This window comes from Aliarcobacter cryaerophilus ATCC 43158 (assembly GCF_003660105.1).
GTDB lineage: Bacteria > Campylobacterota > Campylobacteria > Campylobacterales > Arcobacteraceae > Aliarcobacter > Aliarcobacter cryaerophilus.
In genome coordinates this window covers 943,439-955,937 of sequence record NZ_CP032823.1, presented here as the reverse complement: position 1 = coordinate 955,937, position 12,499 = coordinate 943,439, and the positions used below count along the sequence as shown (strand labels likewise).

The following is a 12,499-nucleotide window of genomic DNA, read 5'->3' as shown; positions in this document are numbered from 1 at the left end:
TTCAAGCCCTTTTTTTATTTAAGACATAATTTTGTAAAAAAGCAAACATACTTTTTATGTAAATTGCTTTTTTTCAAGTTTTATAAAAGAGAGATAAATATGCCAAAAATTTTAGAAATATTTAAAGAGATTACAAAAATTCAAAGATGTAGTGGAAATCATAAAGCATTTATAGAATATATGAAAGAAATATCTAAAAAACTAGAATATCTTTGTCTAGTTGATGAAACAAATAATATTTTATGTAAAAAAGAGAACTCAAACGCAAATATAGTTTTTCAATCTCACTATGATATTGTTTGTTTAAATGATTTTTGTATTCCTAAAATTATTGAAGATGATACAACTTTAAAAGCAATAGATTCAACTTTGGGAGCCGATAATGGAATTGGTTGCTCATATATGATAGCTTTAATGTATGAAAATTTTGATGGTGAATTTTTATTTACAAGTGATGAAGAGATAGGACTTATAGGTGCAAATACTTTAAATCTTCCTATAAATTCTAAATATATGCTAAATCTTGATAGTGAAGAAGAAGGTAAAATTTGTATTGGTTGTGCAGGTGGAGTTGATATTATTGCAAAAAACTCAAATAAAAAAATAGTACCAAATATTGAAAATTTAGATTTATATGAGATTTCTATATCAAATCTAGCTGGTGGACATAGTGGTGTTGATATAGATAAAAACATTCCAAATGCTATAAAACTAATTGTAAAAGCTATAAAAGAGTGTGAAGGAAAACTATTGGATATAAATGGAGGTGAGAGAATAAACTCAATTCCTGCAAATGTAAAAGCTATAATTGCTTCAAAAAAGACTCCACAAAAAACTCATGATAATATGAAAATAGAGAGAATCAATACAAAATCTGAACATTTAAATATTTATGATGATGAAATTATTAATTTTTTATACAACTTTGAAAATGGTGTAAGAGATTTTAATAAAGAGTTAAATGTAGTTCAAGACTCTATAAATCTAGCATTAATTAAGACAAATATAGATGAAATTGTTATTGAATTTAGTGCTAGATCTATGAACAATGAGAACCTAAAAGAGTTAAAAGAGAAAACAAAAAAAGAGTTAATAAATAACAATTTTAGTGTAGAAACTTATGGAAAATATCCAGCTTGGAGTCCTGATATAAATGATTTCACATCAAAAGTTTTCAATATTTACAAAACTTTTAATACAAATGCATCTTTAGAAGCTATTCATGCTGGATTGGAGTGTGCTATTTTCAAAGATAAATTTCCAGATTTAAAAATAGCCTCTATTGGTCCAACTATAAAATTTCCTCACTCAAAAAAAGAGTTTGTATATAAGAAATCTGTTGAAAATGTTTTTGAAATAGTTAAAAAAATTGCAAATAGTATATAGTCTTTAAAAGTTGAGATTAATTCTCAACTTTTATTTTTTAAGAGTTTTAGAAATTTTCCCATTCATCAATATGTTTTGATGACTCTTTTTTTTCAATTTTTTCTATAGTTTGTGTTTTATTTGAAGTTGTAGCTATAGTAGATTTATGAAAATTTCTAGCTTTTGCACTATCTTTTCCTATAAACTCTTTTGAATTTGCCTCTTTTACAATCCCTTTTGCTATTTCATCTGTAACCAAAGCTATATCATGAGTTTGAGATGATACCATTGCATTTTGTTGAGTTTGACGATCAAGTTCGCTTACTGCATCATTTATCTGTTCTATTCCCATTAATTGCTCTTTAGAAGCATTTTCAATATCAGATATCAAATTCATTGTTTGAGTAATATTTTCACTTAAATCTTTGTACCCATATATCATACTTGAAGCTATTTGTTTTCCTTCATTTGCTTTTATAGTAGCTTCTTCAACAATATGTTTTATATCTTTTGCAGCTTCTGCACTTCTACTCGCAAGATTTCGCACCTCTTGAGCAACTACAGCAAATCCTTTTCCTGCTTCTCCTGCAGTTGCAGCTTCAACTGCTGCATTTAGACTTAGAATATTTGTTTGGAATGCTATTTGATCAATTACACTTATTGCTTCATTTACCATATTTACTTTTTTATTTATTTCATCCATAGCATTTGTTGTCTGATTTGCTAGATTTTCTCCATCTTTTGAAGAGCGAATAACACCATCTGATAATTTTGCCATTTTAGCAATACTTTCAGTATTGTTTCTAATATTTGAAGTAATTTGCTCTAAAGCAGCTGCTGTCTCTTCAAGACTTGCTGCTGCTTCATTAGAGCTAATATTTAATTTATTTACATTTTCTAATAAAATTTTTGAACTATCTTCTAATGTAAGTCCATTGATTTTATTTTCTAATAAAAGATGATTTATAGTATCTGCTAAAATATTTATCTCTTTTGCTACATCACCTGTTGAGTTATCTATTCTTGCTGTAAAGTCCATATCTTTATAATTAGATAAAACTTGATCTATTGAAACTAAATCATTGTTTACTTTTTTAGATATTATTTCTAGCATATCATTTAAAATATTTTTTAACTCTTCTAGGCTATCATTATCTGTCTTTGCAACAATTCTTTCTCTTAAATTTCCTTTATTTATTTGTGAAACAACCTCTTTTACATTATTAATTAAGGCTTCATCTTGTTTTAGTAGATTGTTTGTTCTTTCAATATTTTTATTTACTACTTTTGTCATTATTCCTATTTCATCTTCAGATTTTATCTCTATTTTATAAACATCTGAACTCTCTTTATTTAGATATTTAAAAAATGATAAAAGTCCACTTTCAAATCTTTCTAAAGGATATATAATCTCTTTTGTAATAAAAAATGAGATAAGGAAAATTAAAATAACCGAAACAACGATAGCAATAATAACTATTCCTAAAATAATAGAAGCAATTTTTTCTTTTGAGTTTTTGTGCATAATTTCAATATTTTTTTCAATATTATCAACATAAACTCCAGTTCCAATCATCCATTTCCACTCTTGAAGCCCATCTGCATACCCTATTTTGTCATATAAAGTCGGATCATCTTTACTTTTTGGAAAATCAAAAATTACTGTTCCTCCACCTTTTTTTGCAACTTCTATTAAATCTTTTATATAATAAATACCTTTTTGGCTTTTATTTTCAATTAGATTTTTTCCAATTAGTGATGGATTTATTGGATGCATTATATTTGTACCATCATAGTCATAAACAAAAAAATATCCATCTTGACCAAATCTAATTTTTGAAATTTCATTTAAAGCTTTTGCTTTTAACTCTTTTTCTTCATTGTCTATATAAACTCCTGTTCCAACAACCCAACCATAAGGTTCAAACAACCTTATATTAGATAATTTTGCTCTAGGTTCTTTACCTGGAATTACTTGTTCATAAGGTACAAAACCTTCACCTTTTTCAAAAGCAGTTTTTATAAATTCTAAAATATGTTTTCCATTGTTTTTACTACCTTCTCTCTCTGGAGTTAAAGGTAATTTTAGTATTGTAGAGTTTTTATCATATACAAAGAAGTAATCATTTTCTTCTCCATATCTAACAGAACCAATAGCTTCTAAAAGGATTTTTTTTAGTTCTGCTTCTGGCATTTTATTTTTTTGTTCATCATAAATTTTTAATATCATTGCAAACAAAAAATCAGTTTGTGATTTTAGATATGCACCTTTTCTTGCTTTTATATTTTCAATTTTTGCTTCTTCATAGGCACTTTTTGCAATATTTTGAGCAAATGCTGTATAGTTTTTTAACTCTTCTATACTTGAATTAAAAGCACTTTGCTTATATTCTTCAATAGTTTGATTTGTAAGATTATTAACCTCATAAATAGACTTTGTAGCTATTATAGTAGAAACTAATATAATAGTAATTATTACAATGCTTAGTAACTTAACTCGTATTGATAAATTTTTCATAAAAAACCCTTTTGTGTTTATTGAAAATCATTTTACCAAAAGAATTATAAGTTTGTTTGTAATTTTATATAGATTTTTATTAGATTTTAAAAAGGTAGATTATAAGCCGTGTTTTGTATTTGACAATAATTTATCTAGGTATTAAATCACTTTAATACTCCTGCGAAGACGAAAAATGTGAAGCTAAATACCATGTCTTCTTACTACAAGTTGGGTTTACAAAGCTGTTAAGATTACTCAAAACACTGGTAGGCTCTTACTCTACCGTTTCACCATCACCAAAAAATTGGCTGTATACTTTCTGTTGCACTATCCCTTAGATTACTCTAGCCATCCGTTAGATGGAACCTTGCTTCACTGCAGCACGGACTTTCCTCTTGAAATCAAGCTATTGTCTATCTACCTTTGGTCGAAATTGTACCTATTTTCTTATTAAATCATAATTACTAGGAGCTACAAATACAAAAATATTATCATCAATTGGTTCATCTTGAATTGAATTTGAGAAAATTATTTCAACATTATTGTCAAGAGTATCTTTATAAATTATTTTTTTTATTTTATTACTACTCATAGAGATTTGATATTTTGTACCATCTATTGTTGAAACATAGTTATTGTTATCAATCTTTTTAGCCTCTTTTAAAAGCTTTAATATGTTTATCTCATTTTCAAGTGTTGTAAAAATAGCTTGTTCTAACTCTGGTTCATCAACTATTGCCATATTATTGTCAATATAAACATTTTTAACGACTGGAGTTTTATATTTCCACAAAATTTGTCCACTACTTTTTATAAAAACTTCACCTTGATAAGTTATGATATCACTTGAACTTGATGTAATAGTTTGAGTAAATTTTGATTGAAAACTTTTCAGATTTTGAATATCACTTGAAGAAAAACTGAAGCTTGAAAAAATAAACAGAGTAAAGATAAGCTTATAAAACATTTTTTAACCTTTTTTTATATATAATAATTGCTTCATTATAACGAAAAGGAACTAATTTTATGTTAAATGTTTTTTCAAAAGTTTTTGGTACAAGAAATGATAGAGTTGTAAAAAAATATAAAAATATAGCAAACGAAATAACAAATTTGGAAGTGATATACTCAAAGCTAAGCGATGATGAGCTTAAAGCCAAATTTAATGAGTTTAAAAAAGAAGTACAAAACGATGAAAAATCATTGGATAGTGTTTTAAAAGATGTTTTTGCAATAACAAGAGAGGCTAGTGTTAGAAGTTTAGGTCTTAGACCTTATGATGTACAGTTAATTGGTGCTATGGTTTTAAATGATGGAAATATAGCAGAGATGAAAACAGGAGAAGGAAAAACTCTTGTTGGTGCTATTGCTGTTTGTTTAAATGCATTAAGCGGAAAAGGTGTGCATGTTGTAACTGTAAATGATTATCTAGCCTCTAGAGATGCAAATGAGCTAAAACCTCTATATGAGTTTTTAGGATACAGTGTTGGTGCTTTGAGTGATGCAGTAAGAGATGATGATACACGAAGAGAACAATATTATTGTGATATTACTTATGGAACAAATAGCTCTTATGGTTTTGATTTTTTAAGAGATAATATGGTTTATGATTTAAAAGACAAAGTTCAAAGAGGTCATCACTTTGTAATTGTAGATGAAGTTGACTCTATTTTAATAGATGAAGCTAGAACTCCTTTGATTATTAGTGGTCCAACAAATCACAAAAATTCAAACTATATAAAAGCAAATGAGATAGCATTAAAATTAGTTCGTGGAGAATTAATAGAACCAAAAAATGCTAGTGAAAAACCAACTACAACTGGACATTTTATTGTAGATGAAAAAAATAGAGCTGTAAGTTTAACAGAAGATGGTCATATAAAAGCAGAAGAGCTTTTTGGTGTTGAAAATCTTTACTCTATTGAAAATGCTATGCTATCACACTCTCTTGATCAAGCACTTAAAGCAAACTATATTTTCCAAAAAGATGTTGATTATGTTGTAAAAGATGATCAAATTATTATTGTAGATGAATTTACAGGAAGACTTAGTGAAGGAAGAAGATTTAGTGAAGGACTTCACCAAGCACTTGAAGCAAAAGAAAATGTTGCTATTCAAGATGAAAGTCAAACTTTAGCAGATACAACATATCAAAACTACTTTAGAATGTATAAAAAACTTTCAGGAATGACAGGAACAGCCCAAACAGAGGCAACAGAATTTGCACAAATTTACAATCTTGATGTTGTATCAATTCCTACAAATGTAGCTGTTAAAAGAGTTGATAAAAGTGATTTAATCTATAAAAGTGAAAGAGAAAAGTTTGAGGCAGTTTGTGAAAAAATAAAATATTATCACGAAAAAGGACAACCTGTACTTGTGGGAACTGCAAGTATTGAAAAGAGTGAAAAACTTCATAAAATTTTATCAGATAAAAAAATTCCTCATACTGTTTTAAATGCAAAACAACACGAAAAAGAGGGAAAAATAATTGCTGATGCTGGTCAAAAAGGTGCTGTTACTATTGCTACAAATATGGCTGGAAGAGGAGTTGATATTAAGTTAACACCTGAAATATTAGAACTTGGTGGATTAGCAATTATTGGAACAGAAAGACATGAAAGTAGAAGAATTGATAACCAACTTCGAGGAAGAAGTGGAAGACAAGGTGATGTTGGAGAGTCTCAATTTTATTTGAGTTTAGAAGATAATCTTTTAAGAATATTTGGAAGTGATAGAATAAAATCTATTATGGAAAGATTAGGAATAAAAGAAGGAGAGTTTATTGAATCAAAAATGGTTACAAGAGCTGTTGAAAACTCTCAAAAGAAAGTTGAAGCTATGCACTTTGAAAGTAGAAAACATCTTTTAGAGTATGATGATGTTGCAAATGAGCAAAGAAAAGTAATTTATGCATTTAGAAATGATCTTCTAAAAGAGGATTATGACATAACTTCTAAAATAGATGAAAATAGAGTTGAATATGTTCAAAATCTTTTGTCTGAATTAAATATTACTCAAGTATTAAATGAAGATGAGTTTGATTATGAACAACTAATAGCAAGACTTAAAGAGGAACTTCATTTTATAGTAAAAGTTGAAGATATAAAAAGTGAAGATTATGAAGATTTAGAAAATAGATTAGTTCAAATTTTAAAAGATGTTTATGAACAAAAAATGAGCCAAGCAGGAGAGAAACAAAAAGCTGAAATTGAAAGAATCTTATATCTTCAAATTTTAGACAATGCTTATAGAGAGCATCTTTACTCTATGGACACTCTTAAAACTGGAATTGGACTTAGAGGATATAACCAAAAAGATCCACTAGTTGAGTATAAAAAAGAGTCTTATAATATGTTTATAGATTTGGTTGCAAATATTAAACTAGAAATTATAAAAATTCTTTTTACAATCCAACTTCAAAGTAAAGAAGAGCAAGAAGCACTAGAAAAAATAAAAGCTACTATGGAAAAGTCAAATGAGCATATAACTACAAATCTTGCGCAAGAAGCTGTAAAAAGTAGTGAAAAAAAGATATCTCGAAATGAAGTTTGTCCTTGTGGAAGTGGATTGAAATACAAACAGTGTTGTGGGAAAAGTGGTCCTAAAAGAGGCTTGGTAGCAGGAATTTAATTTGAATAAAGAATTAATAAATTTTATAGTTAAAAAGTATCTAAAGTTTGATAAAAAGAATCCATTTATCTCTATTAGTGCTATTTTAGCTTTTATTGGAGTTGCTATTGGAGTTATGGTACTAATATTATCAATGGCAATTATGAATGGGACAGCAAAAGAGTTTGAAAGAAAACTTTTTACTATGAACTATCCACTAACTATCTACTCAAAAAGTGCAAATAGTGTAAATGAAGATTTACTCTTAGATCTTGAAGCGAATTTCAAAGATCTTAAATTTTCTCCATTTATATCAACTCAAGCTATTGTTCAAAACGCAAACAATATGAGTGGTGGAATGATTTTTGGAGTAATCCCAGAAAAAGAGGCAAAAATTAACCCTATTTTCAAAGAGGCTTTAAGAGATTTTAATTTTAGTAAATTTGACATAATAACAGGTGTTGGAATAAGCGACAAACTTCTTCTTACGCAAAATAGTAAATTAACTCTATATTTTACAGAGTTAAATCCAGCTGGTTTTTCACTTATGCCAAAAATGAAAAGGTTTGACTATATCTCATCATTTAACTCTGGTCTTAGTGCGTACGATAAGGCATATATGTACACAACTATTGAAGCTTTACAAACTCTTCTTCAAAAAGATATTGGCTCTTACGATGGTATTCATGTACACTCAGATGATGCTTTTGTTGATATTGAAAAACTAAGAACTTTTTTACAAGATAAAAGAGTTGGTGTTGTTGGTTGGTGGCAACAAAATGGAAACTTTTTTGCTGCTATGAAGATGGAAAAAACAGCTCTTTTTATAGTTTTAATGTTAATTATTTTAGTTGCTTCATTAAATATAATTTCATCTTTACTAATGACTGTAATGAGTAGAAGAAAAGAGATAGCACTTCTTTTATCAATGGGTACTAGTGCAAAAGAGATAAAATCTATTTTTCTTAAAGTTGGTATGGCTATTGGTTTTGGTGGTATTATTTTAGGTATTATTTTAGGGTTTATTGGATATTTTTTACTTGATACTTTTGATATAGTAAGCTTACCTGCTGATGTTTATGGGAGTGCTAAATTACCACTAGATTTAGCTGTTACAGATTTTATATATATTGTTGTTGGGTCTATTGTTATTGTATTATTATCATCTTTTTATCCAGCTAGTAGGGCTACAAAAATAGATGTTATTGATGTTTTAAGAAATGAATAAATAAAAACTATTTTTTAGGTCTAAAAGCTTTTATAACATCTTCTTTTGTCTCCAAATATGGACCTTCCATCAAATCTATACAGTATGGAATAGCTGGAAAAACTGCATCAAGACACTCTTTAATTGATTTTGGTTTTCCTGGAAGATTTACAATCAAAGAACTTCCTCTTAAACCTGCTGTTTGTCTTGAAAGAATAGCTGTTGGAACATATTGTAAGCTTACGCTTCTCATAAGCTCACCAAAACCTGGCATCATTCTATCACATACAGCTTCAGTTGCTTCTGGAGTTACATCTCTAAGTGAAGGTCCTGTTCCTCCTGTTGTTACGACTAAACAACAATGTTCAATATCAACTAACTCTTTTAAAGTCTCTTCAATAGTTGCCTTATCATCACTTATACATCTATAAACTTCTTGCCAAGGAGATTTTAAATAATCATTTAAAGTATCAATAATAGCTTTTCCTGATAAATCTTCATATATTCCAGCACTTGCTCTATCACTTGTAGTAACTATTCCAATTTTTGCTATTTTTTTTATCTCTTCACTCATAGTAAATGTCCTTTATCTTTAAAATAATAAACTGTTGCAAAATCTTTAAAAAAATCTTTTGCAACAGAACTATCAATTATTTTGTCATTTTCGCCTAAAAAAACTTCTATTTTCAAACCCTTAGACTTTAACTCTTCAAAATCTTCTTTTTTCCAAATAAACTCTAATAGTTCATCTAACTCTTCATATTTTCCTATGTTTAAATACTCTTTTATATCCTTGTTTTGCGGATATTTTACATTTTCTAAGAAATTATTTATATAAGTATCTTTATCTTTTTTGAAAAATAATTTTTGCATTTTTTTAAATTTTTCATCTTTATTTTGAAAAAAAGATGGTGAAAAGAGTTGAAGTTTATCCAATCTTGTTTTACTTTCTAAAGCCTGTTTAAAAGCTTTGATAGCTCCATATGAAAATCCAGAGATTATAAAATCCCCTATTTCCAAATAATCTTTGAAAAGTTTACACTCATTTTTAAAACAAAATCCACTATGAAAGTTATTGCAAATCATCAAGAGTTATTACCTCATTTTTAAGCATAATATCTTTTAAGTTGTTTATTTTATCAATGTTTTGCGAAAATTCAAGCTTTAGACTCTCTTTTGCATTAAAAATTATATCTTTGCTATCTTTTGCCATTTTATATTTTTCTACCATCAACACTGCAATATCTTCTGCTCTTTTTATATCATCTTCACCTATTGCAAATTTTTTATTTTTTATTAGCTCAAGTCCAACACTTCCTGATAATTCTCTTTTTATATTCTCTTGCAACTCTTCAAAAGATAAAAATACTTTGTTTATTTTTTTTACGCCCTCTTCTAGTAAATTTACTTTTGATTTTGTAATATACGCCTTACAAGTTTGATAAATTGCTAGAATCTCTTTTTGCTCACTATCAAGAATCTTAAGCTGTTTTTTACCAAACTCTAGCTTATTTTTTGCGATTTCAATATCATTTTCACTTAATACTTTATTATTATTTTTTATCATATTTAAAAGAGCTTCATTTACTAATGTTGCTAATGCAGCTGAACTAAAACCTGATGTTTCATTTGAAAGCTTAAGAATATTTATCTCATATTTAACATCTTTTAAATAAAGATCTAAAATATTTCTTCTATCTTCCATATTAGGTAATCCAACATACAATCTTCTATCAAATCTACCTGCTCTTAAAAGTGCATCATCTAAAACTTCTATCTTATTTGTTGCAGCAATTACTATTACACCACTTTCTCCATCAAATCCATCCATTTGAGTTAAAAGTTCATTTAAAGTAGATTCTCTCTCATCATTTGATTTTCCACTTCTCATCTTTCCAACTGCGTCTATTTCATCTATAAATACAATTGATGGCGCATTTATTTTTGCACTTGAGAAAAGTTCTCGTACTTTTTTTGCACCCATTCCAACATAAATATGAACAAAACTAGCTCCACTTTGATAAAAAAAAGGAACTTGAGCCTCTCCTGCAACTGCTCTTGCGATAAGAGTTTTTCCAACACCAGGAGGACCAACCAGTAAAACACCTTTTGGAAGTTTTACACCAAATTTTTGATACTTTTTAGGATTATTTAAAAAATCAACAATCTCTTCAAGCTCCTCTTTTATCTCTTTAATTCCAGCAATATCTTTAAAAGTAATATTTGAACTAACAGGTTTTATTGTAAAATCAATATTTTTAGAATCACTAGAAGCTAAGCTTTTTTCTTGAAGTTCTTTTTCAAAAGCAGAGTTTTCTTGCTTTAAGCCTCTTTTTTTAAGGAAATAATCTCTTATTTTATCTTGTTTAGCTCTTAATACAAATGATAAAATAAGTAAGATAAATAAAAAACCAACTCCAATATAATAACTTATTCCTTGAATATTTGTACTGCTTTTATAGATTGTATATGAAAATAAAACAACCAAAACTATGGCTGATAAAACCATTAACTTAAAGTTTTTATCTATATTTTTATTATTTAAATCTTGCTTCATTTTTATTAAACTCCACTTTGTAATCTTCTAAATTTAACCAATCTGATACCAAATCTTCATTTGAAATTATCTCAACTTGATTAAAAAACTGATCAAATCCTAAATACTTACCATTTTTTTCTTGCTCAACTAAAACTTCTAGTTTAACTTTATTTTTCTTTATATTTTGTCTAAACTCATAATTCTTTTGCTTAATTATCTCTACAAGTTCAATATATCTATCTTTTGCGATATCGCCTTTTACAATATTTTTCATAGAAGCACTTGGTGTTCCATCTCTTTTTGAATATGTAAAAGCATGAATATGAGTTAGTGGAAAATTATTTAAATTTTTCATAGCCTCACTCCAAAGTTCTTTCGTTTCTCCTGGATGACCAACTATAAAATCAGTTCCCAAAGCATATCCATTTGAACTTAAAAATTCAAAAAGTTCTAAATCACTTAAAACTTTATTTCGTCTATTCATAATTTTTAACATATCTTTTGAAGTGTGTTGAAGTGCTATATGAAGATGTTTTGCCATAAATGGCTCATTTATAAGCTCTTTAAACTCATCATCAATTTGAATAGGCTCTATACTTCCCATTCTTATTCGCTTAACACCTTTTATAAGTGCCATTTTTTTTAGAAGTTTTGCTAATGAAGTATGCATTTTTTTACCATAGCTTCCTACATTTGTACCTGTTAAAATAAACTCACTAAAACCATTATTTGCTAAAGTTTGCACTTGATTTAAAATAACACTCTCTTCATAACTTCTAGCGTCACCTCTTACATGAGGGATAATACAATATGAACATCTAAAATCACACCCTTCTTGTATTTTTATAAAAGCCCTACTTTTTCCAACAAACTCTTCAACAACAGTTGTATCAAGACTATTTAAATCACCAAGTTTATAGAATTTATCATCTAATTTTAAAAGTTCATTAATATTCTCTTTTTCACTTGAACCAAAAAGTCCATCAATTTTATTTTCTCCAAAAAGTTTCTCACCTTTTGTTCTTGTTCCACAACCTGTAAATATTACTTTTGGAGAGTTTTCAAGTTTTTTTAAACCATTTATATAGCTTCTAGCTGTTGTATCTGCACTATTTGTAACTGTACAAGAGTTTATTATAACAACATTTGCTTCTTTTTCGTTATTTGTTATATCAAAATCTTTTAGGTTACTAATCATTACTTGTGTATCAAAAATATTTGTTCTACAACCAAAAGTCTTAAAAAAAACCTTTGGTCTATGTTCACTAAAATTCAT

The 12,499-nt window shown here is 27.7% G+C and carries 9 protein-coding genes and 1 other RNA gene; 3 read left to right on the top strand and 7 right to left on the bottom strand.

Going from position 1 to position 12,499, the window contains the following annotated elements; translation table 11 throughout:
• Positions 1-99 precede the first annotated feature (99 nt).
• Positions 100-1,386, top strand: coding sequence for a zinc-binding metallopeptidase family protein (locus tag ACRYA_RS04755; RefSeq protein ID WP_105917422.1), 1,287 nt, complete (start codon positions 100-102; stop codon positions 1,384-1,386).
• A 46-nt stretch (positions 1,387-1,432) separates the two neighbouring features.
• Here ACRYA_RS04755 and ACRYA_RS04750 read toward each other — a convergent pair whose 3' ends face one another.
• The 3 genes from ACRYA_RS04750 to lolA form a co-directional block, all read right to left on the bottom strand.
• The gene (locus tag ACRYA_RS04750; RefSeq protein ID WP_105917421.1) at positions 1,433-3,883 is read right to left on the bottom strand and encodes a methyl-accepting chemotaxis protein; all 2,451 of its coding nucleotides are present in this window, start codon (positions 3,881-3,883) and stop codon (positions 1,433-1,435) included.
• Between the two features lie 86 nt (positions 3,884-3,969).
• An RNA gene (gene rnpB, locus ACRYA_RS04745) (RNase P RNA component class A) lies at positions 3,970-4,290 on the bottom strand.
• Positions 4,291-4,304: 14 nt separating this feature from the next.
• Positions 4,305-4,832 carry a LolA-like outer membrane lipoprotein chaperone gene (gene lolA, locus ACRYA_RS04740; protein ID WP_105917420.1) on the bottom strand — a complete coding sequence of 176 codons (528 nt, stop codon included), beginning with the start codon at positions 4,830-4,832 and terminating at the stop codon, positions 4,305-4,307.
• A 59-nt stretch (positions 4,833-4,891) separates the two neighbouring features.
• On the opposite strand from lolA, the gene secA reads away from it, so the two are divergent.
• On the top strand, positions 4,892-7,498 hold the full coding sequence (gene secA / locus ACRYA_RS04735) for a preprotein translocase subunit SecA (RefSeq protein ID WP_105917419.1): 2,607 nt from the start codon (positions 4,892-4,894) through the stop codon (positions 7,496-7,498).
• A gap of 1 nt (position 7,499) precedes the next feature.
• The gene (locus tag ACRYA_RS04730) at positions 7,500-8,705 is read left to right on the top strand and encodes an ABC transporter permease (protein ID WP_105917418.1); all 1,206 of its coding nucleotides are present in this window, start codon (positions 7,500-7,502) and stop codon (positions 8,703-8,705) included.
• Positions 8,706-8,712: 7 nt separating this feature from the next.
• Here the strand turns inward: ACRYA_RS04730 and mog are convergent, their stop codons facing one another.
• The 4 genes from mog to mtaB are packed head-to-tail and all read right to left on the bottom strand — an operon-like array spanning position 8,713 to position 12,499.
• Entirely contained in the window at positions 8,713-9,258 is a 546-nt protein-coding gene (gene mog, locus ACRYA_RS04725; protein WP_105917417.1) for a molybdopterin adenylyltransferase, read from the bottom strand.
• The gene (gene bioV / locus ACRYA_RS04720; protein ID WP_306303061.1) at positions 9,255-9,770 is read right to left on the bottom strand and encodes a pimelyl-ACP methyl ester esterase BioV; all 516 of its coding nucleotides are present in this window, start codon (positions 9,768-9,770) and stop codon (positions 9,255-9,257) included. The genes mog and bioV overlap by 4 nt, the downstream gene beginning before the upstream one ends.
• Positions 9,757-11,241: an AAA family ATPase gene (locus ACRYA_RS04715; RefSeq protein ID WP_105917415.1), complete on the bottom strand. Its 1,485-nt coding sequence runs from the start codon at positions 11,239-11,241 to the stop codon at positions 9,757-9,759. Before ACRYA_RS04715 ends, bioV begins: the two co-directional genes overlap by 14 nt.
• Positions 11,222-12,499, bottom strand: a complete 1,278-nt coding sequence (gene mtaB / locus ACRYA_RS04710; RefSeq protein ID WP_105917414.1) for a tRNA (N(6)-L-threonylcarbamoyladenosine(37)-C(2))-methylthiotransferase MtaB — start codon at positions 12,497-12,499, stop codon at positions 11,222-11,224. Before mtaB ends, ACRYA_RS04715 begins: the two co-directional genes overlap by 20 nt.